Source organism: Enterobacter sp. MGH120, from assembly GCF_001037725.1.
Classification (GTDB): Bacteria; Pseudomonadota; Gammaproteobacteria; order Enterobacterales; family Enterobacteriaceae; genus Enterobacter; species Enterobacter hormaechei_C.
In genome coordinates this window covers 531,577-552,424 of sequence record NZ_KQ089940.1, presented here as the reverse complement: position 1 = coordinate 552,424, position 20,848 = coordinate 531,577, and the positions used below count along the sequence as shown (strand labels likewise).

General features: G+C 56.9%; 17 protein-coding genes. 11 read left to right on the top strand and 6 right to left on the bottom strand.

What is annotated here, in order from left to right; all coding sequences use genetic code 11:
• Positions 1-15 precede the first annotated feature (15 nt).
• The 4 genes from katG to metB all read right to left on the bottom strand — a co-directional run bounded on the left by katG (position 16) and on the right by metB (position 7,053).
• Positions 16-2,196: a catalase/peroxidase HPI gene (katG, locus tag SK54_RS02595; RefSeq protein WP_017383105.1), complete on the bottom strand. Its 2,181-nt coding sequence runs from the start codon at positions 2,194-2,196 to the stop codon at positions 16-18.
• A gap of 144 nt (positions 2,197-2,340) precedes the next feature.
• The gene (gene metF / locus SK54_RS02590) at positions 2,341-3,231 is read right to left on the bottom strand and encodes a methylenetetrahydrofolate reductase (protein ID WP_032104303.1); all 891 of its coding nucleotides are present in this window, start codon (positions 3,229-3,231) and stop codon (positions 2,341-2,343) included.
• 226 nt (positions 3,232-3,457) lie between these two features.
• Positions 3,458-5,890, bottom strand: a complete 2,433-nt coding sequence (locus SK54_RS02585) for a bifunctional aspartate kinase/homoserine dehydrogenase II (protein ID WP_017383103.1) — start codon at positions 5,888-5,890, stop codon at positions 3,458-3,460.
• A 2-nt stretch (positions 5,891-5,892) separates the two neighbouring features.
• Positions 5,893-7,053, bottom strand: coding sequence for a cystathionine gamma-synthase (gene metB / locus SK54_RS02580; RefSeq protein ID WP_015569951.1), 1,161 nt, complete (start codon positions 7,051-7,053; stop codon positions 5,893-5,895).
• Positions 7,054-7,328: 275 nt separating this feature from the next.
• Here metB and metJ point away from each other — a divergent pair, with 275 nt between their 5' ends.
• Positions 7,329-7,646 carry a met regulon transcriptional regulator MetJ gene (gene metJ / locus SK54_RS02575; RefSeq protein ID WP_006179183.1) on the top strand — a complete coding sequence of 106 codons (318 nt, stop codon included), beginning with the start codon at positions 7,329-7,331 and terminating at the stop codon, positions 7,644-7,646.
• Between the two features lie 48 nt (positions 7,647-7,694).
• Here metJ and rpmE read toward each other — a convergent pair whose 3' ends face one another.
• Positions 7,695-7,907 (bottom strand): 50S ribosomal protein L31, encoded by a 213-nt coding sequence (gene rpmE, locus SK54_RS02570; RefSeq protein WP_003862040.1) that lies wholly within the window; start codon positions 7,905-7,907, stop codon positions 7,695-7,697.
• A 200-nt stretch (positions 7,908-8,107) separates the two neighbouring features.
• Between rpmE and priA the strand changes: the two genes are divergently transcribed.
• The 7 genes from priA to rraA all read left to right on the top strand — a co-directional run bounded on the left by priA (position 8,108) and on the right by rraA (position 16,042).
• Entirely contained in the window at positions 8,108-10,303 is a 2,196-nt protein-coding gene (priA, locus tag SK54_RS02565) for a primosomal protein N' (protein ID WP_048246680.1), read from the top strand.
• Positions 10,304-10,422: 119 nt separating this feature from the next.
• Positions 10,423-11,448: a DNA-binding transcriptional regulator CytR gene (gene cytR, locus SK54_RS02560; protein WP_032651968.1), complete on the top strand. Its 1,026-nt coding sequence runs from the start codon at positions 10,423-10,425 to the stop codon at positions 11,446-11,448.
• 92 nt (positions 11,449-11,540) lie between these two features.
• A complete protein-coding gene (gene ftsN / locus SK54_RS02555; RefSeq protein WP_047055747.1) occupies positions 11,541-12,509 on the top strand; it encodes a cell division protein FtsN in 969 nt (322 codons plus the stop codon).
• Positions 12,510-12,603: 94 nt separating this feature from the next.
• Positions 12,604-13,134, top strand: a complete 531-nt coding sequence (gene hslV / locus SK54_RS02550) for an ATP-dependent protease subunit HslV (RefSeq protein WP_003862036.1) — start codon at positions 12,604-12,606, stop codon at positions 13,132-13,134.
• 9 nt (positions 13,135-13,143) lie between these two features.
• The gene (gene hslU / locus SK54_RS02545) at positions 13,144-14,475 is read left to right on the top strand and encodes an HslU--HslV peptidase ATPase subunit (protein ID WP_015569947.1); all 1,332 of its coding nucleotides are present in this window, start codon (positions 13,144-13,146) and stop codon (positions 14,473-14,475) included.
• Between the two features lie 62 nt (positions 14,476-14,537).
• Complete coding sequence (gene menA, locus SK54_RS02540; RefSeq protein WP_087924327.1) at positions 14,538-15,464, top strand: 1,4-dihydroxy-2-naphthoate polyprenyltransferase; 927 nt, start codon at positions 14,538-14,540, stop codon at positions 15,462-15,464.
• A gap of 92 nt (positions 15,465-15,556) precedes the next feature.
• Positions 15,557-16,042 carry a ribonuclease E activity regulator RraA gene (rraA, locus tag SK54_RS02535; protein WP_003862032.1) on the top strand — a complete coding sequence of 162 codons (486 nt, stop codon included), beginning with the start codon at positions 15,557-15,559 and terminating at the stop codon, positions 16,040-16,042.
• Positions 16,043-16,627: 585 nt separating this feature from the next.
• Here rraA and zapB read toward each other — a convergent pair.
• Positions 16,628-16,867 carry a septal ring assembly protein ZapB gene (gene zapB, locus SK54_RS02525; protein WP_003862031.1) on the bottom strand — a complete coding sequence of 80 codons (240 nt, stop codon included), beginning with the start codon at positions 16,865-16,867 and terminating at the stop codon, positions 16,628-16,630.
• A 399-nt stretch (positions 16,868-17,266) separates the two neighbouring features.
• On the opposite strand from zapB, the gene SK54_RS02520 reads away from it, so the two are divergent.
• The 3 genes from SK54_RS02520 (at position 17,267) to glpX (ending at position 20,775) form a co-directional block, all read left to right on the top strand.
• On the top strand, positions 17,267-18,112 hold the full coding sequence (locus tag SK54_RS02520) for an MIP/aquaporin family protein (protein WP_015569943.1): 846 nt from the start codon (positions 17,267-17,269) through the stop codon (positions 18,110-18,112).
• Between the two features lie 21 nt (positions 18,113-18,133).
• On the top strand, positions 18,134-19,642 hold the full coding sequence (gene glpK / locus SK54_RS02515; RefSeq protein ID WP_006808669.1) for a glycerol kinase GlpK: 1,509 nt from the start codon (positions 18,134-18,136) through the stop codon (positions 19,640-19,642).
• A 122-nt stretch (positions 19,643-19,764) separates the two neighbouring features.
• Positions 19,765-20,775, top strand: coding sequence for a class II fructose-bisphosphatase (gene glpX / locus SK54_RS02510; protein WP_015569942.1), 1,011 nt, complete (start codon positions 19,765-19,767; stop codon positions 20,773-20,775).
• Positions 20,776-20,848: the final 73 nt, after the last annotated feature.

The window sequence follows — 20,848 nt, the reverse complement described above, 5'->3', positions numbered from 1 at the left end:
CACCCGGCACAATGGCTACTTCACGTCAAACCGGTCCAAATCCATCACTCGCGCCCACGCGGCAACAAAATCACGAACGAACTTCTCGTGTGCATCACTGCTGGCGTAAACTTCGGCCAGCGCACGCAGGACGGCGTTTGAACCGAAGACCAGATCGGCGCGGGTCGCGGTGTATTTCACTTCCCCGCTGGCGCGATCGCTACCGGCAAACAGCTCGTTTGAGTCGTCGGTCGCTTTCCACTGGGTGTTCATATCCAGCAGATTAACGAAGAAGTCGTTGCTCAGCACGCCCTCGCGGTTGGTAAACACGCCATTCTTGCTGCCATCGAAGTTTGCACCCAGTACGCGCAGACCGCCGATCAGCACCGTCAGTTCCGGCGCGGTCAGGGTCAGCTGCTGGGCTTTGTCGATCAGCAGCGACTCCGTAGTGGACACATCCACCTGCGCACGGTAGTTGCGGAAACCGTCGGCAACCGGTTCGAGCAGGTTAAACATCTCGATGTCCGTCTGGTCCTGACGCGCATCCACGCGGCCCGGGGTGAACGGTACGTTGACGTAAACGCCCGCGGCTTTCGCCGCCTGCTCAACGCCCACAACACCCGCCAGCACGATGATATCGGCCAGTGAGGCTTTATTAGTGGTGCGCTGGATTGCTTCCAGAGCCGGTAACGCCCGCACCGCCGCGGCGTTCACATCCCAGTCGCGCTGAGGCGCCAGCGCCAGACGCGCGCCGTTAGCGCCGCCACGCTTGTCGCCGCCGCGGAAGGTCGATGCCGACGCCCAGGCCACGGAAACCAGCTCGCTCACGGAGAGACCAGAGGCCGCGATTTCCGCTTTCAGGCTTTCAATATCTTCCTGCGTCGGATGGAACACCGGTTGAGGCAGCGGATCCTGCCAAATCAGATCTTCTTTCGGTACTTCCGGGCCGATGTACCGCGCTTTTGGCCCCATATCGCGGTGGGTCAGCTTGAACCACGCGCGCGCAAAGGCTTCGTTGAAGGCCTGCGGATCGTTCAGGAAGCGACGGGAAATTTTCTCGAATTCCGGATCAAAACGCAGCGTCAGGTCGGTGACCAGCATGGTTGGCTTGCGTTTTTTTGACGGGTCGAACGGGTCAGGCATAATTTCCGGCGCATCCACGGCTTCAAACTGAATGGCGCCCGCCGGGCTACGCGTCTGCACCCATTCGTATTTGAACAGGTTCTCGAAGAAGTAATTGCTCCACTGGGTCGGGGTTTGAGACCAGATAACTTCCAGCCCGGAGGTGATGGCGTCAGCGCCAATACCGGTGCCGTGCGTGCTGGCCCAGCCCAGGCCCTGCGCTTCAATCGGCGACGCTTCCGGGTCAGTGCCCACGTGCGTGGCTTCACCTGCGCCGTGCGTTTTACCGAGCGTATGGCCGCCCGCAATCAGCGCGACGGTCTCTTCGTCATTCATGCCCATGTTGCCAAAGGTAGCGCGGATCGCCGCCGCCGCAGACAGCGGTTCACCGCTGGCGTTCGGCCCTTCCGGGTTAACGTAAATCAGGCCCATTTCGGTGGCCGCAAGCGGGCGCTTCGCCAGCGCTTCCGGGTCACGGTGGGTCAGCCAGGCTTTTTCATCGCCCCAGTTCACGTCCAGATCCGGTTCCCAGACGTCTTCACGCCCGGCACCGAAACCAAAGGTGCGGAAGCCGGAGTTCTCCAGCGCCACGTTACCCGCGAGGATAAAGAGGTCAGCCCAGGAGATTTTTTGTCCGTATTTTTGCTTAATTGGCCACAGCAGGCGGCGAGCCTTATCCAGGCTGACGTTATCCGGCCAGGAGTTCAGCGGTGCAAAGCGTTGCTGACCGCGTCCGGCGCCGCCGCGACCGTCAACGGAGCGATAGGTACCCGCACCGTGCCAGGCCATACGGATAAACAGGCCCGCATAGCTGCCCCAGTCGGCAGGCCACCACGGTTGTGAGTCGGTTAACAGTGCTTTGAGATCGCCCTTAAGGGCGGAATAGTCGAGCTTGCTGAATTCTTTGCGGTAGTCGAAGTCTTCACCCAGAGGGTTAGAACGGCTGGAGTGTTGATTAAGTAGATCGATGCGAAGTTGTTTAGGCCACCATTCTTTGCTGCCGGTACCTGCACCCGCGCTATGATCGACGCCGCCCTGGTGGAACGGACATTTGCCGGCGGATGCCGCGTTATTGGTCTCGTCTGACATGCTCATCGCTATGCTCCCTTTACAGTGTTACCGTTACGATATACACCACTAGCGATAAGAGATAGTTGAATTAATCCACAGATTCGATAGCTAATACCTTTTAACTCTCCGTTCGATTAAAAATCCCTCATTTTATGAGGGTTTTTTACTTTACAGCGCCGGGCGAACACCGAGCGTATGGCAAATGGCGTAGCTCATTTCCGCGCGGTTCAGGGTATAGAAATGGAAATCTTTCACCCCTTCGCGACTTAAAATCTTCACCATGTCCATCGCGATATTGGCCCCCACCAGCTTACGGGTTTCCGGATCGTCGTCCAGCCCTTCGTACATTTTGGACATCCACAGCGGAATGCGCACGTTGGTCATATCTGCGAATTTCTTCGCCTGTTTGAAGTTCGAGACCGGCAGAATGCCAGGAATGATTTCGACATCAATACCCGCCGAGACGCAGCGGTCGCGAAAGCGCAGGTAGCTTTCCACGTCAAAGAAGAACTGAGTAATCGCGCGGTTAGCACCGGCCTCCACTTTACGCTTCAGGTTGAGCAGATCCGCCTGGGCGCTTTTGGCTTCCGGGTGAACTTCAGGGTAGGCGGCCACGGAGATATCAAAGTCGGCAACGTCTTTCAGCAGCCCGACCAGATCGGTGGCATACATCTCCGGCTTGCCGCTGCCTGGCGGGAGGTCGCCGCGCAGGGCCACAATGTGGCGAATGCCGTTATTCCAGTAGTCCTGGGCAATGGCGCGCAGTTCATCACGGGTGGCGTCGATACAGGTCAGGTGCGGTGCCGCTTCCAGACCGGTTCGATCTTTAATGCCCTTAATGATGCTGTGCGTGCGGTCACGCTCACCGGAGTTGGCGCCGTAGGTTACGGAGACGAACTTCGGCTTCAGGCTGCTCAGGCGATCGATAGAGCTCCACAGGGTTTGCTCCATTTCACTGGTGCGCGGCGGGAAAAATTCAAAAGAGACGTTAATCTGGCCGTTTACTTCGGCCAAGCTCTGATTCAGTGCTTCCCGCTGGTTGGCGTGAAAAAAGCTCATACCTTACCTCTATCTTTCGCGTGTCGATGTTTGTTGTGTTGTGAACTTCTATACGTTTAGACGTCCAGATGTAAAAATGACGGAAAAGCGGGATGACGTCAACAGAAATAATCAACAATAACGGTGAGGTTTGTTCAGGCAAGATGAAGGGCGTTCATGATGGGGGTGAGTGCGGTCTGCTGCCCTCACCCTAACCCTCTCCCACGGGGAGAGGGAACAAGCGAAATTACAGCAGCTTAGCCAGACGATTAATGTCAGACTGAATGGCTCCGGCGGTGACATCGCGTCCCGCGCCCGGGCCACGGATCACCAGCGGGTTATCGCGATACCAGCGGCTTTCGATGGCGAAGACGTTATCGCACGGCAGGAGCGCCGCCAGCGGATGTTCAGGACGCACCGCCTCCACGCCCACGCGCGCTTTACCGTTCGCCTCGAAGCGCGCCACGTAACGCAGCACCAGGCCCATCTCGTTAGCCGCTTCCAGACGTTGCACCATCTGCTCGTTCAGCTCGTCGCCGTTCTCGAAGAAGTGATCGACGGACCCTTCCTCGCAGCCCGCAGGCACCAGCGACTCAACGCGTACCTGACCCGGCTCAATGTCGTAGCCGGCTTCACGCGCCAGGATCACCAGCTTACGCATCACATCTTTACCGGCAAGGTCAACGCGGGGATCCGGCTCGGTTAAGCCCTGCTGCCACGCCTGATCCACCAGGTCGGTGAACGGAACGGTGCCATCAAACTGCAAAAACAGCCAGGAGAGCGTGCCGGAGAAGATCCCGCTCAGCGCCAGAATGCTGTCGCCGCTTTCAATCAGGTCGCGCACGGTATGGTTCACTGGCAGGCCCGCGCCAACGGTGGCGTTATACAGCCAGTGACGGCCCGTTTTTTCGAATGCGTCATGGATCTGACGGTATTTATCAGTGCTGCTCGCGCCCGCCAGTTTGTTGGCGCTGATGACGTGGAAACCGTGGCTGGCGAAATCCAGATACTGATCGGCCAGCTGTTCGCTGGCGGTCACATCCAGCACCACCAGATCGTCGTACGGGTGCGCGCGCATCCACAGGAACAGCGACTCTTCATCCTGCTCAACCGCTTCATCGTTAAAGAAGGCCAGCGCCCGGCTGGCGTCCAGCCCTTCGTAGTTCAGCAGGCTGCGGCGGCTGTCCACCACCCCTGCCAGAATAAATTCAAACCCGGTACGCGCCGAAAGCGTTACCTGCTCGCGGGCGAACAGCTCCAGCCAGCGGGAACCGATATTCCCTTTCCCGAACAGTACCAGGCCGATGCGTTTTTCCGCGCGGAACAGGGAGGTGTGCAGACCCTGAATCAGGCTTTCGGTTGGCCCTTTACGCAGCACGGCAACCAGACTGATGCCCTCTTCCGACTGCCAGGTGAACTCCACCGGCTGACCTTTCAGTTGCTGCCAGAAGCGGTGGCAGTGGAGCGGGTTACGGGTGACGCCCGCGCCCACCATCGCCACCAGCGCCAGCCCCTGACGCAGGCGAAGCTCGCCCGGCAGGCCCGCTTCATCCAGAATTTTCAGGGCGCTGTCCACCACTTCAGCGGTATAGCAGAACTGCAACAGCTGACGATCGTTATGTACGCCAACGGCCAGCGGACGCACCTGGGCACGTTTCAGGATGGTGTCGATATCTTTGTGTGCCAGTTTGAAATCCTGGCCCGCAGGCACCTGGAACTCAATCAGGCAGATGTCATCATGGCTGGTGACAATGCGCGCGCCCGTACCGGATGCCAGCACGCGTTCAATGCGGGTGGAACCCTGATCCGGCGTGTAGCTACAGCGTAGTTGCAGGTCGATGTCGCTGCCGGAAACCGGCTGTAGCGTGCGCGCGTGCAGCACCGGGGCCGCCAGACGCGCCAGTTCGCTCGCTTCGTCGAGACGCAGCAGCGGCAGCAGGCAGGCATCTTTTACTTTGCGCGGGTCCGCGCTGTAGACACCGGCCACGTCGCTCCAGATGGTGACGCGGGACACGCCCGCCAGGGCGCCAATCTGCGTTGCCGAGTAGTCAGAGCCGTTGCGGCCCAGCAGAACGGTTTCGCCAGCATTGCTGCGGCTGATAAAACCGGTGACGACAATACGTTTACCAGGATGTTGCACCAGCAGCTGTTGCAGCAGCGGGTAAGACAACCCTTCGTCCACCTGCGGCTGCGCGGCACGTTCGGCACGCAGGAAATCACGCGCGTCGAGCCAGGCGGCTTCCACACCAAGATGTTGCAGCACGGCGGCCATCAGGCGCGCAGACCACACTTCACCGTGGCCAACCACTTCCGCATACACTGCATCGGTAATGCCGCTGTCCAGCAGAGCGGCCAGACGCTCAAGGTCGTGCGTAAAAGCGCTAATCAGCCCGTCCGCCACGTCCGCAGGCAGCAAACCGGCAATCAGTTCACTCTGGTAACGACGTAAGGACTGTTGCACCTGATGCGCAGAGAGGCGATCGGTCTGGCTCAGTTTCAGCCAGCTAATCAACTGGTTGGTGGTGCTGCCCGCCGCAGAGACAACCATCATGTCCCCCGGCTGTGAATACTCGGTCATGATCCCTGCGACACGCAGGTAACATTTCACATCAGCAAGACTACTACCACCAAACTTGTGCAGCTGACGACCCTTCGTCCCTGCCTGCGCTATCACACTCATGATTACCCCTTGGCTGCGACCCGGAAGCCATTTTCCAGATCGGCAATTAAATCTTCAGAATCTTCAATACCGGTCGAGATACGCAGCAGCGTCTCGGAAATCCCGGCGGCGGCACGTGCTTCGGGTGCCATACCTGCGTGCGTCATGGTTGCGGCGTGGGAGATCAAGCTTTCTACTCCCCCTAAGGATTCCGCCAGCGTAAACAATGACAACCCGCTCAGGAAGCGACGCAGCGTTTGCTCGTCACCGTCCAGTTCAAAACTTAACATCGCGCCAAATCCTTTCTGTTGGCGCGCGGCAATCTCGTGCCCCTGATTTTCCGGCAGCGACGGGTGATAAAGCTTCTTCACCAGCGGCTGGGTTTTCAGGAAATCCACGATCGCCTGGGCATTACGCTGCGCCACGTCCATACGCGGCGACAGCGTACGGATGCCGCGCAACAGCAAATAGCTGTCGAACGCGCCCGCGGTGACGCCAATGTTATTGGCCCACCATGCCAGTTCGGTGACTACCTCAGGATCTTTGGCAATCACCACACCTGCTACTACGTCAGAATGGCCGTTCAGATATTTAGTGCATGAATGCAACACCAGATCGGCACCCAGTGCCAGTGGGTTCTGAAGGGCCGGACTGAGGAACGTATTATCCACTACACTTATCGCTCCCGCATCCCTTGCGAGCTGACAAATTTTCGCAATATCGACTACGCGCAACAATGGATTGCTTGGACTTTCCACCAGCACCAGCTTCGGCTGCTCGGCAAGCGCCTGTTTCAGCGCCTGTTCGTCGTTTTGATCGACAAACAGCACACGGTAGCAGCCACGTTTCGCCAGGCTATCAAACAGACGATAGCTGCCGCCATAACAGTCGTGCGGCGCCACCAGCAGATCGCCAGGTTTCAGGAACACCGTAGTCACCAGGTGAATGGCAGACATGCCGGTATTGGTTAATACCGCACCCGCGCCGCCTTCCAGTTCCGCCAGCGCGCGCTGCGTGACGTCACGCGTAGGATTGCCGCGACGCGAGTAGTCATGCGCGCGGGGTTCATTAAATCCGGTGAAATTATAGGTGCTGGAGAGATGAATTGGCGGGACAACGCAGCCGTACTGCTCGTCATCATTCAATCCGCTACGCACTGCGATGGTGGCCTGTTTACGCGTCATGGTGAGGCTTCCTGGCGAATGAGGTGAAAAGTCAGGCACCAGAGTAAACATTGAAAGTATGGACGTCAATACATCTGGACATCTAAACTTCTTTGCGTATAGATTGAGCAATGTGCAAATAGCCGTTAAAATTATATGCTTTAGGACACGCTACAGCGGCAATATCCGTGCCTCGGTATCGTCTCTACGGTAAACTACGCAAGATTACGGTTCAAAACTGATGGTTACCGGTTTTGCACCTTTAGATTAATGACTGAGAGGATTAAAGGTATCTCATGGCTGAATGGAGCGGCGAATATATCAGCCCATACGCTGAGCACGGTAAGAAGAGTGAGCAAGTCAAGAAAATCACGGTGTCCATTCCTCTGAAGGTGTTGAAGATCCTCACCGATGAACGTACGCGTCGTCAGGTGAACAACCTGCGTCACGCCACCAACAGCGAACTGCTGTGCGAAGCGTTCCTGCATGCGTTTACCGGCCAACCGTTGCCGAACGATGACGATCTGCGCAAAGAGCGCAGTGACGAAATTCCAGAAGAGGCGAAGGTGATCATGCGTGAACTGGGTATCGACCCGGATACGTGGGAATACTGATAAGCGGATACAAAAAAGGCACCTTGCGGTGCCTTTTTTTCGGGAAACTTATTTAGCGCCCGGGATGCTGAAACGCTTGTTGAAGCGGTCAACACGGCCACCGGTTGCAACATCACGCTGCTTACCAGTGTAGAACGGGTGGCATTTGCCGCACACGTCCAGGTTCAGATCGTGACCCACGGTAGAGCGGATCTGGATAGAGTTACCGCAAGAGCAGTTTGCAGTAATCATTTCGTATTTCGGGTGAATATCTTTTTTCATGGGAGAACCTCAGTTAAGGCCGCGTCGCTCTTCCAGCCCTAACGCCAGACACCACGCGATGTTGAATGTAAGTTCTTTGGCGTAAAATACACCAAAGGCGGCGAATCATACAGAATTTGACCAACGTATGCAAACTGATCCGCACGCCGCTTTCACTAATGTGTATACTAACGCGCCACTTTTCAAGTCAGGAAGATTCGATGCCCGTCGCTCACGTTGCCCTGCCCGTTCCGCTTCCCCGCACCTTTGACTACCTGCTGCCCGACAGCATGAGCGCCAAAGCGGGCTGTCGCGTGACCGTGCCGTTTGGCAAACAGCAGCGCGTGGGGATCGTGGTGTCCGTCAGCGAACACAGCGAACTGCCGCTTAACGAGCTGAAATCGGTTGTTGAGGTGCTGGACAGCGAGCCGGTTTACTCCACCAGCACCTGGCGACTGCTGCTGTGGGCGGCAGATTATTATCATCATCCGATTGGCGACGTGCTGTTCCATGCCCTGCCCATTATGCTGCGCCAGGGCAAGAGCGCCAGCCACGCGCCAATGTGGTACTGGTTTGCCACCGAGCAGGGCCAGGCGGTGGACATTAACAGCCTGAAGCGCTCGCAGAAACAGCAGCAGGCGCTGGCCGCGCTGCGCCAGGGAAAAATCTGGCGCCATCAGGTCGACGAGCTTGAGGTAAGCGAAACCGCGTTGCAGGCATTAAGGAAGAAAGGGCTGAGCGAGCTGGCCAGTGAAGCACCTGCCCTTCACGACTGGCGCGACGGCTTTTCCGTCTCGGGCGGTGGCCTGCGTCTGAATACCGAGCAGGCCACCGCCGTGGGCGCGATTCACAGCGCCGCCGATCGTTTTTCCGCCTGGCTGCTGGCGGGCGTCACCGGCTCCGGTAAAACCGAAGTATATCTGAGCGTGCTGGAAAACGTGCTCGCGCAGGGCAAACAGGCGCTGGTGATGGTGCCGGAAATCGGCCTGACGCCGCAAACCATCGCGCGTTTCCGTGAACGCTTTAATGCGCCCGTTGAGGTTCTGCACTCCGGCCTGAACGACAGCGAGCGCCTCAGCGCCTGGCTGAAAGCGAAAAACGGCGAAGCAGCAATTGTGATCGGCACCCGTTCATCGCTGTTTACGCCCTTTAAAAATCTCGGCGTTATCGTAATCGATGAAGAGCATGACAGCTCCTATAAACAGCAGGAAGGCTGGCGCTATCACGCCCGCGACTTAGCCGTGTACCGCGCCCACAGCGAGCAAATCCCCATTATTCTCGGGTCCGCCACCCCCGCGCTTGAAACGCTGCACAACGTTCGCCAGCGTAAATACCACATGCTGCGCCTGACGCGCCGTGCGGGGAATGCCCGCCCGGCCATTCAGCATGTGCTGGATTTGAAAGGCCAGCAGGTGCAGGCCGGGTTAGCGCCTGCGCTGATTAGCCGCATGCGCCAGCATTTGCAGGCGGGCAACCAGGTGATCCTGTTCCTGAACCGCCGCGGCTTCGCGCCTGCGCTGCTGTGCCACGACTGCGGCTGGATCGCGGAGTGCCCGCGCTGCGATCACTACTACACCTTCCACCAGGCTCAGCGCCATTTACGCTGCCACCACTGCGACAGCCAGCGTCCGGTCCCCCGTCAATGCCCGTCCTGCGGCTCAACGCACATCATGCCGGTCGGTCTGGGAACGGAACAGCTTGAACAGGCGCTCGCGCCCTTCTTCCCGGACGTACCCATCTCCCGTATCGACAGGGATACCACCAGCCGTAAAGGGGCGCTGGAGCAGCAACTGGCGGAAGTGCATCGCGGCGGCGCGCGCATCCTGATTGGTACTCAGATGCTGGCGAAAGGGCACCACTTCCCGGACGTGACGCTGGTCGCCCTGCTGGACGTCGACGGCGCGCTGTTCTCCGCGGATTTTCGCTCCGCCGAGCGTTTCGCCCAGCTTTATACCCAGGTTGCCGGTCGCGCTGGTCGAGCGGGTAAGCAGGGCGAGGTGGTGCTGCAAACGCACCACCCTGAACATCCGCTGCTGCAAACTCTGCTGCACAAAGGCTATGACGCCTTCGCGGACCAGGCGCTGGCCGAACGTCAGACGATGCAGCTTCCCCCATGGACCAGCCACGTTATCATCCGTGCGGAAGATCATAATAACCAGCAGGCTCCGCTGTTCCTGCAACAGCTGAGAAACCTCCTGCAAGCCAGCCCGCTGGTGGATAATCAGCTGTGGATTTTAGGCCCGGTACCCGCGCTCGCCCCGAAACGCGGCGGCCGTTTCCGCTGGCAACTGTTACTTCAGCACCCCTCGCGTATCCGTTTACAGCAGATCGTCAGCGGCACGCTGGCGCTGATCAATACCCTACCGGAAGCGCGAAAAGTGAAGTGGGTTCTTGACGTCGATCCGATTGAAGGCTGAAGACGGATCGAAAAATTTAATGCGCCTCACACTTTTTATGAAAATTCTGTAACCGATTCCATTAACTATCTGTAAAAATGGTGCTGTCCGCAGTTCGGTGTTCAGGCGAGGAGAAGACGTTGAAGTCCAGGAAAGAGGTTGCCTCGGCGACCATGAAAGACGTTGCCGAGAAAGCACAAGTCTCAACAGCAACCGTGTCCCGCGCATTGATGAACCCTGACAAAGTCTCCCAGGCGACCCGAAACCGGGTTGAAAAGGCGGCGCTTGAGGTCGGTTATTTCCCGCAAGCCATGGGGCGCAACGTTAAACGCAACGAATCCCGCACCATCCTGGTGATCGTGCCGGATATCTGCGATCCCTTCTTCAGCGAAATCATCCGCGGCATTGAGGTCACGGCCGCCGCCCAAGGCTATCTGGTGCTGATTGGCGATTGTGCTCACCAGAACCAGCAGGAAAAAACGTTCATCGACCTGATCATCACCAAGCAGATTGATGGCATGCTGCTGCTTGGCTCACGCCTGCCGTTTGATGCCAGCATTGAAGAACAGCGCAATTTACCGCCGATGGTCATGGCGAACGAATTCGCGCCGGAGCTGGAGCTGCCAACCGTTCATATCGATAACCTCACCGCCGCATTCAACGCCGTGAACTATCTTCAGGAACTGGGGCATAAGCGTATCGGCTGTATCGCCGGACCAGAAGAGATGCCGCTGTGTCATTACCGCTTGCAGGGCTACGTTCAGGCGCTGCGCCGTACCGGGGCTATCGTCGATCCGCACTACATTGCGCGCGGTGATTTCACCTTTGAAGCGGGCGGGCAGGCGCTGGAAAAATTGCTGTCCTTGCCAGAACCGCCCACCGCGGTCTTCTGCCACAGCGACGTGATGGCGCTGGGGGCGTTATCCTACGCCAAACGTCACGGCCTGCGCGTGCCGCAGGACCTGTCGATAATCGGTTTTGATAATATTTCACTTTCGGAGTTTTGCGATCCGCCGCTTTCGACCGTTGCACAGCCGCGGTATGACATCGGCCGTGAAGCGATGCTGCTTTTGCTGGATCAGCTGCACGGTCAATCAGTTAGCAGTGGGTCACGACTACTGGATTGTGAGCTGATTGTGCGCGGCTCTACCCAGGCATTAACTTAAAGTAAATACCTTTCGACACCCTTATCTGGTCAAAGCCCCGTCGCTTAAGTAACATGGCGGGCTGACGAACGAATAAATACAGCGAAACGATAGTGGCACAACGAGATTATGTACGTCGCGGCCAGCCGGCACCTTCGCGACGCAAAAAGAGTAGTTCAAAAAGCAAGCAACGCAGCCTGTCTGCTGTCTCCCCAGCTATGGTCGCCATTGCTGCGGCTGTGCTGGTGGCCTTTATTGGCGGCCTCTACTTCATTACGCATCATAAAAAAGAAGAGTCTGAAGCCCTTCAGGGTAACAAGGTCGTTGGCAACGGCCTGCCGCCGAAGCCTGAAGAGCGCTGGCGCTACATTAAAGAGCTGGAAAGCCGCCAGCCTGGCGTACGTGCGCCTACCGAGCCTTCTGCCGGGGGTGAAGTAAAGAATGCCGATCAGCTGACGGACGAACAGCGTCAATTGCTCGCTCAGATGCAGGCGGACATGCGCCAGCAGCCTACGCAGCTGAACGAAGTACCGTGGAACGAACAAACCCCGGCGCAGCGTCAGCAAACGTTGCAGCGCCAGCGTCAGGCTCAGCAGCAAACGCAACAGCAGCAGTGGACGCAGACGCAGCCGGTACAGCAGCCGCGTTCACAACCGCAGCAGCAGACGCGTACCGTACAAACTCAGCCTGTCCAGCAGCAACCGAAGGCGCAGCCGCAGAAGCAAACGGCACAGCCGTATCAGGATCTGTTGCAGACGCCTGCGCATACCACTGCGCAACAGCCAAAAACGCAGCAGGCTGCGCCGGTCACCAAAGAGACCGAGGCACCGAAGCAGACGGCTGAGAAAAAAGATGAACGCCGCTGGATGGTTCAGTGCGGTTCGTTTAAAGGCGCCGAACAGGCAGAAACGGTGCGTGCTCAGCTGGCATTTGAAGGATTTGACTCTCGCATTACCACCAACAACGGCTGGAATCGCGTAGTGATTGGACCGGTCAAAGGCAAAGAAAACGCAGACGGCACCATTTCCCGTTTGAAAGTGGCTGGCCACACAAACTGCATTCGACTCGCCTCCGGGGGTTGAAACCCCCAAAATCCCCCCCATCTATCATTTAATTCAGCCCTGAGCACAGGCTCAGGGCTTCTGTTTCCCGAATCTGTAACCAGGGGGTCTGCTCGTGACAACAATAGTAAGTGTACGCCGTAACGGCCAGGTGGTAATTGCCGGTGATGGCCAGGCCACGCTGGGTAATACCGTCATGAAAGGCAACGTGAAGAAAGTACGTCGTCTTTATAACGACAAAGTGATCGCCGGTTTCGCAGGCGGCACGGCTGATGCCTTCACGCTGTTTGAACTGTTTGAACGCAAACTGGAAATGCATCAGGGTCATCTGGTGAAAGCCGCCGTTGAGCTGGCAAAAGACTGGCGTACCGACCGCATGCTGCGCAAGCTCGAAGCGCTGCTGGCCGTGGCTGACGAAAACGCCTCGCTGATCATCACCGGTAACGGCGACGTGGTTCAGCCTGAAAACGACCTGATTGCCATCGGCTCTGGCGGCCCGTACGCCCAGGCCGCAGCCCGTGCGCTGTTGGAAAATACCGACATGAACGCGCGCGATATCGCGGTGAAAGCGTTGGATATTGCAGGTGATATCTGCATCTATACCAACCACAATCACACCATCGAAGAATTACCGTCTAAAGCGTAAGGATCGCCCATGTCTGAAATGACCCCACGCGAAATTGTCAGCGAACTGAACAAGCACATTATCGGCCAGGACGACGCCAAGCGCTCCGTGGCTATCGCACTGCGTAACCGCTGGCGTCGCATGCAGCTCGACGAAGAGCTTCGCCACGAAGTGACACCCAAAAATATTCTGATGATCGGCCCGACCGGTGTGGGTAAAACCGAAATCGCCCGTCGTCTGGCCAAACTGGCTAACGCGCCGTTCATCAAAGTTGAAGCCACCAAGTTCACCGAAGTGGGCTATGTGGGTAAAGAAGTGGACTCCATCATCCGTGACCTGACCGACTCGGCGATTAAGATGGTGCGTGTCCAGGCAATTGAGAAAAACCGCTATCGCGCCGAAGAGATGGCCGAAGAGCGTATTCTCGACGTGCTGATCCCACCGGCAAAAAACAACTGGGGACAGGCTGAACAGCAGCCTGAACCTTCTGCTGCGCGTCAGGCATTCCGCAAAAAACTGCGCGAAGGCGAGCTGGACGACAAAGAGATTGAGATCGATCTCGCTGCCGCGCCAATGGGCGTGGAAATTATGGCACCTCCGGGCATGGAAGAGATGACCAGCCAGTTGCAGTCCATGTTCCAGAACCTGGGCGGGCAGAAGCAGAAAGCGCGTAAGCTGAAAATCAAAGACGCGATGAAGCTGCTGATTGAAGAAGAAGCCGCGAAGCTGGTTAACCCGGAAGAGCTGAAACAGGATGCTATCGACGCGGTTGAGCAGCACGGTATCGTGTTTATCGACGAAATCGACAAGATCTGTAAGCGCGGCAACGCGTCCGGCCCGGATGTCTCACGCGAAGGCGTTCAGCGCGACCTGCTGCCGCTGGTGGAAGGTTGCACCGTCTCCACCAAGCACGGCATGGTTAAAACTGACCACATTCTGTTTATCGCCTCCGGTGCGTTCCAGATTGCCAGCCCGTCTGACCTGATCCCGGAACTTCAGGGACGTCTGCCAATCCGCGTCGAGTTGCAGGCGCTGACCACCGAAGATTTCGAACGTATCCTGACTGAGCCAAACGCTTCTGTGACCGTACAGTACAAAGCGCTGATGGCGACCGAAGGCGTGAACATTGAATTTACCGATGACGGTATCAAGCGCATCGCCCAGGCCGCGTGGCAGGTCAACGAAACCACCGAAAACATCGGTGCGCGTCGTCTGCACACCGTGCTGGAACGCCTGATGGAAGACATTTCTTATGATGCGAGCGACCTTAACGGTCAAAGCATTACCATTGACGCAGACTATGTGGGCAAACACCTGGATGCGTTAGTGGCAGATGAAGATCTGAGCCGTTTTATTCTATAATCGCGTTCAATGCATTTTCATCACTGTTGATGGGGGCTATGGCCCCCATTTTTATTGGCTAAATAACTATGACTGATATCAGCCGTACACAGGCGTGGCTCGAAAGTCTGCGTCCTAAAACGCTTCCTCTGGCTTTTGCCGCCATTATCGTCGGTACCACGCTTGCCTGGTGGCAGGGTCATTTCGATCCGCTGGTAGCAGGTCTGGCGCTTGTCACCGCCGGGCTGCTGCAAATCCTCTCTAATCTCGCCAATGATTACGGCGATGCGGTAAAAGGCAGCGACAAGCCTGACCGCATCGGGCCGCTGCGCGGCATGCAAAAAGGGGTGATTACCCAGGCACAGATGAAGCGGGCGCTGATTATCACCGTGGTGTTGATTTGCCTGTCCGGGCTGGCGCTGGTGACGGTCGCCTCGAAAACCACCAGTGATTTCATTGGCTTCCTGGTGCTGGGCTTGCTCGCCATTATTGCAGCCATTACCTATACCGTCGGGACGCGTCCTTACGGGTATATTGGTCTGGGCGACATCTCCGTGCTGGTGTTCTTCGGCTGGCTGAGCGTGATGGGAAGCTGGTACTTACAGGCGCACACGGTGATCCCTGCCCTGTTCCTGCCGGCGACCGCCTGTGGTCTGCTGGCGACGGCGGTGCTGAATATCAATAATCTGCGCGACATCGATAGCGACCGCGAGAACGGTAAAAACACGCTGGCCGTGCGTCTGGGTCCGGTGAATGCACGCCGCTATCACGCCTGCCTGCTCATCGGCGCGCTGGTCTGCCTGGCGCTGTTCAATCTGATTTCGCTGCACAGCCTCTGGGGCTGGCTGTTTGTGCTCGCCGCACCGCTGCTGATTAAGCAGGCCCGCTACGTTATGCGTGAACTCAGCCCGGCCGCCATGCCACCGATGCTGGAACGTACGGTAAAAGGCGCGCTGTTGACTAACCTGCTGTTCGTCATCGGGATTGTCTTAAGCCAGACGCTGAGTTAGCTGACAAATATCAATTAACAATTGATGATTTTGCCAACAACGCATTTCGCACGATATACTGAACACATTCGCAGCAACAGAGCGTTAAACCTATGAAATACGATACCTCCGAGCTTTGTGACATCTACCAGGAAGATGTCAACGTCGTTGAACCCCTGTTCTCCAACTTTGGTGGGCGGTCGTCGTTTGGCGGACAAATCATCACGGTGAAATGTTTCGAGGACAACGGGTTGCTGTACGATCTGCTCGAAGAGAACGGTCGTGGTCGCGTCCTGCTGGTGGATGGTGGCGGTTCAGTGCGCCGTGCACTGATCGATGCGGACCTCGCCCGCCTTGCGGTGCAAAACGAGTGGGAAGGGATTGTGGTCTACGGCTCCGTGCGCCAGGTGGACGATCTCGAAGACCTGGATATCGGTATTCAGGCCATTGCCGCCATTCCGGTTGGCGCAGCGGGTGAAGGCATCGGCGAAAGCGACGTGCGCGTTAACTTCGGCGGCGTGACCTTCTTCTCGGGTGACCACCTTTATGCTGACAATACCGGCATTATCCTTTCTGAGGATGCGCTGGATATTGAGTAGTTAATCGGTAAGCGAGATGCATAAAAAAACCGCCAACAGCAATGTGGCGGTTTTTTTGTCCCTCGGGATTCGCGGTCCGTTGGGTGATATTGCAACCTTTAACCAGGATTTTTATCTTACCCTGGTTCATTCCTCAGGTAACCCCTGTCGACCCTTTATAAATTCCTAATTATGTGTGGAAACCTTAACTCCGCAGCTGTTGCTCATTATGATGCTGTGTCCCTTTCCGCCATCTCGCAAATGGGCATCGGTCCAGGGAAAGGTGTATTCACAACCGTAAAGCAACCTTTAACCGGGCTTGTGTCCACCGACTTATCACCGATGGTGAACGGTGGAGCGGTAAGCAGCAGGGACCGCATAATGAAACGCTATTTATGTATCGCGTTCATTGTCGCCAGCGTACTCGTTGTAAAGAGCGATGAACCTGTTGGGTTTGTTGCTTTTGCTACGACAGCGCAGGACAAGTAGCGTTAAGGCCGCCCAGGGCGGCCTTTTTTATGGTTTGATATCGGTTAGCGGAAACCATAAAAAAGCCGGGTGGCGGCTTCGCCTTACCCGGCCTGTTCAATGCATTCCCTAAGGAAATTAAACTTCTTCCATACGTCCCAGCAGCGCCTGCAAGCGTTCCTGCCAGCCGTTCTGCTGTTCGCGCAGCTGGTTGTTTTCGCGCTCCAGTTCTTCACGGCTGTGTTGAGCATTCTGAACTTCCTGTGACAGGGAGTTGTTCTTCTCTTTCAGCTCTTCAATTTCCATTTGCAGCAGCGTGATGGTGTCAATCGCCTGCTGTACTTTCGATTCCAGTTTCTCAAACACTTCTAAAGACATGATCCTACCTCTCCTGAATTGCAAGGCGACGCTTTAACGTAAACGCGCACAACATATGTTCCGATTGTATGGAGCGCCGTCGCCCCTGTCCAGCGGCATGCCACGCAGATCGCGGTTTGCAACACTTTTCGGCCTCGTCCTGGTGCGTTCGCCGCATATACCCCTAAGTTGTTAACCCATAAGTTAAAGAAATGATTCAGCCCATAATCATTATCTGATGCAAAAACGCGCTTTATGGCGCGAAAACGCTCATTTTATTGACGCAGACCACACATTTAGATTTCGATATTTCTCGTTTGTGCTCGTTAACGATAAATTAACACTATGTCTACAGGGCATCGTGACTGTCACGGGCGGTCACGCAAACAATAAACATTACTCTTTTGCAGGATTCCGATTATGAGTCAGACATCAACCTTAAAAGGCCAGTGTATTGCCGAGTTCCTGGGTACCGGGTTGTTGATATTCTTCGGAGTAGGCTGTGTCGCAGCACTGAAAGTGGCGGGTGCCAGTTTTGGTCAGTGGGAAATCAGTATTATCTGGGGTCTGGGCGTGGCGATGGCCATCTACCTGACCGCAGGGGTTTCCGGTGCACATCTTAACCCGGCGGTGACCATCGCGTTGTGGCTATTCGCGTGTTTTGACGGACGCAAAGTTGTTCCTTTCATCATTTCGCAATTTGCCGGCGCCTTTTGCGCAGCGGCGTTAGTTTACGGGCTTTATTACAATCTTTTCATCGACTTCGAACAGACGCATCATATGGTGCGTGGCAGTGTCGAAAGTCTGGATCTGGCAGGCATTTTCTCAACGTATCCGAATCCGCATATCAATTTTGTGCAGGCGTTCGCGGTTGAGATGGTGATTACCGCTATTCTGATGGGCGTCATCATGGCGCTGGGCGACGATGGAAACGGCATTCCGCGCGGCCCGCTGGCGCCACTTTTGATTGGCCTTCTGATTGCGGTAATTGGCGCATCCATGGGTCCGCTGACCGGCTTTGCGATGAATCCGGCGCGTGACCTGGGTCCAAAAACCTTCGCCTTCTTTGCGGGATGGGGCGATGTCGCCTTCACGGGCGGCAAAGACATTCCTTACTTCCTGGTTCCGCTGTTCGGGCCAATCGTAGGGGCGGCGCTGGGCGCATTCGGCTATCGCAAATTAATTGGTCGCCACTTACCGTGCGACACTTGTGTGGAAGAGGAGAAAGAGACGGCTTCCACCACACAACAAAAAGCTTCGCTGTAATCTGACTACGGGACACATACCATGACCGAAAAAAAATATATCGTTGCGCTCGACCAGGGCACCACCAGCTCCCGCGCTGTCGTAATGGATCATGACGCGAACATTGTCAGCGTGTCTCAACGCGAATTTGAGCAAATTTACCCGCGTCCAGGCTGGGTAGAACACGACCCGATGGAGATCTGGGCGTCGCAAAGCTCCACGCTGGTGGAAGTGCTGGCGAAAGCCGACATCAGTTCTGACCAGATTGCCGCTATCGGTATCACCAACCAGCGTGAAACGACTGTGGTCTGGGAGCGCGAAACCGGTAAGCCCATCTACAACGCCATTGTCTGGCAGTGCCGTCGTACGTCAGAGATCTGCGAACAGCTGAAGCGCGAAGGAATGGAAGAGTACGTGCGCAGCGCCACCGGCCTGGTGGTTGACCCCTATTTCTCCGGCACCAAAGTGAAGTGGATCCTCGACCACGTGGAAGGTTCACGCGAGCGCGCACGACGTGGCGAGCTACTGTTCGGCACCGTCGATACCTGGCTTATCTGGAAGATGACTCAGGGACGCGTTCACGTCACCGACTACACCAACGCCTCGCGCACCATGCTGTTCAACATCAACACCCTTGAGTGGGATGACAAGATGCTGGACGCGCTGGACATTCCGCGCGCGATGCTGCCAGAAGTCCGTAAGTCTTCAGAAGTGTATGGCCAGACCAACATTGGCGGTAAAGGTGGCACCCGTATTCCTATCGCCGGTATCGCCGGTGACCAGCAGGCGGCCCTGTTCGGCCAGCTGTGCGTCAAGGAAGGGATGGCGAAGAACACCTACGGCACCGGTTGTTTTATGCTGATGAACACCGGCGAGAAAGCGGTGAAATCAGAAAACGGTCTGCTGACCACCATCGCCTGCGGCCCGCGCGGCGAAGTGAACTATGCCCTGGAAGGCGCGGTATTCATGGCGGGTGCCTCCATTCAGTGGCTGCGCGACGAGATGAAGCTGATCAGCGATGCGTTTGACTCCGAATACTTCGCGACCAAAGTGAAAGACACCAACGGCGTGTACGTGGTGCCAGCGTTCACCGGTCTGGGCGCACCGTACTGGGATCCGTATGCCCGCGGCGCGATTTTCGGCCTGACGCGCGGCGTGAACTCTAACCACATCATTCGCGCGACGCTGGAATCTATCGCCTATCAGACGCGCGACGTGCTGGAAGCGATGCAGGCTGACTCCGGCATTCGTCTGCACGCCCTGCGCGTGGACGGCGGTGCGGTAGCCAACAACTTCCTGATGCAGTTCCAGTCCGACATTCTGGGCACCCGCGTTGAACGTCCTGAGGTGCGAGAAGTGACGGCGCTGGGCGCGGCGTATCTGGCAGGTCTGGCGGTTGGCTTCTGGCAAAACCTCGACGAGCTTCAGGAAAAAGCGGTTATCGAACGCGAATTCCGTCCTGGCATCGAAACCACCGAGCGCAACTACCGCTATAGCGGCTGGAAGAAAGCGGTGAAACGTGCCCTGGCGTGGGAAGAGCACGACGAGTAAACCTATATTCCCTCTCCCCTGGGAGAGGGTTAGGGTGAGGGGCTCCGACCGCACCGGTCCCCTCGCCCCTCCCCACTCTGTGATAAACTTCGTGCAATTCCTTTTGATTGTACGAGTACCTCATGAAACGTGAACTTGCTATCGAGTTTTCCCGCGTCACCGAAGCTGCCGCCCTCGCAGGCTACAAGTGGCTGGGCCGTGGCGACAAAAATACCGCAGATGGTGCAGCCGTCCACGCCATGCGCATTGTGCTTAATCAGGTCAATATCGATGGCACTATCGTCATTGGCGAAGGCGAAATCGACGAAGCGCCGATGCTCTACATCGGTGAAAAAGTCGGGACGGGCAAAGGCGATGCCGTGGATATCGCGGTCGACCCAATCGAAGGCACCCGTATGACGGCGATGGGCCAGGCCAACGCGCTGGCGGTACTGGCGGTGGGCGATAAGGGCTGCTTCCTCAACGCCCCCGATATGTATATGGAAAAACTGATCGTCGGTCCTGGCGCTAAAGGCGCTATCGACCTTAGCCTGCCGCTGGACGCCAACCTGCGCAATATCGCTGCGGCGCTGGGTAAAGCGCTCAGCGAACTCACCGTGACCATTCTGGCGAAACCGCGCCACGACGCCACCATTGCGTACCTGCAAGCGCTCGGCGTACGCGTGTTTGCTATTCCGGATGGCGACGTTGCCGCCTCTATTCTGACCTGCATGCCTGACAGCGAAGTCGACGTGCTTTACGGCATCGGCGGCGCGCCGGAGGGTGTGGTCTCTGCGGCAGTGATCCGCGCGCTGGACGGCGATATGCAGGCGCGTTTGCTGCCACGCCATGAGGTCAAAGGCGACAGCGACGAGAACCTTCGCATTGGTGCAGACGAACTGGCGCGCTGCGCGGCGATGGGCATCGAGGCCAATAAAGTGCTCGCGCTGAACGAGATGGCCCGCAGCGATAACGTGGTCTTCTCCGCAACCGGCATCACCAAAGGCGATCTGCTGGACGGCATCACCCGCAAGGGCAACATGGCCACCACTGAAACCCTGCTGATCCGTGGTAAATCCCGCACCATTCGTCGCATTAAGTCCATTCATTATCTCGATCGTAAAGATCCGGACGTACAGACGCACATTCTGTAAAACCGTTTGATCGATAGAGCTTTCCGGCCCGAATGGGCTGGAAATGTTTCCCGCAAGTACGGAAGATAGAAGA

Bases quoted from the DNA above. Each gene is read 5' to 3' on its own strand.
- katG (WP_017383105.1), bottom strand. From the start codon at position 2,196: ATGAGCATGTCAGACGAGACCAATAACGCGGCATCCGCCGGCAAATGT.
- metF (WP_032104303.1), bottom strand. From the start codon at position 3,231: ATGAGCTTTTTTCACGCCAACCAGCGGGAAGCACTGAATCAGAGCTTG.
- SK54_RS02585 (WP_017383103.1), bottom strand. From the start codon at position 5,890: ATGAGTGTGATAGCGCAGGCAGGGACGAAGGGTCGTCAGCTGCACAAG.
- metB (WP_015569951.1), bottom strand. From the start codon at position 7,053: ATGACGCGTAAACAGGCCACCATCGCAGTGCGTAGCGGATTGAATGAT.
- metJ (WP_006179183.1), top strand. From the start codon at position 7,329: ATGGCTGAATGGAGCGGCGAATATATCAGCCCATACGCTGAGCACGGT.
- rpmE (WP_003862040.1), bottom strand. From the start codon at position 7,907: ATGAAAAAAGATATTCACCCGAAATACGAAATGATTACTGCAAACTGC.
- priA (WP_048246680.1), top strand. From the start codon at position 8,108: ATGCCCGTCGCTCACGTTGCCCTGCCCGTTCCGCTTCCCCGCACCTTT.
- hslU (WP_015569947.1), top strand. From the start codon at position 13,144: ATGTCTGAAATGACCCCACGCGAAATTGTCAGCGAACTGAACAAGCAC.
- rraA (WP_003862032.1), top strand. From the start codon at position 15,557: ATGAAATACGATACCTCCGAGCTTTGTGACATCTACCAGGAAGATGTC.
- zapB (WP_003862031.1), bottom strand. From the start codon at position 16,867: ATGTCTTTAGAAGTGTTTGAGAAACTGGAATCGAAAGTACAGCAGGCG.
- SK54_RS02520 (WP_015569943.1), top strand. From the start codon at position 17,267: ATGAGTCAGACATCAACCTTAAAAGGCCAGTGTATTGCCGAGTTCCTG.
- glpK (WP_006808669.1), top strand. From the start codon at position 18,134: ATGACCGAAAAAAAATATATCGTTGCGCTCGACCAGGGCACCACCAGC.
- glpX (WP_015569942.1), top strand. From the start codon at position 19,765: ATGAAACGTGAACTTGCTATCGAGTTTTCCCGCGTCACCGAAGCTGCC.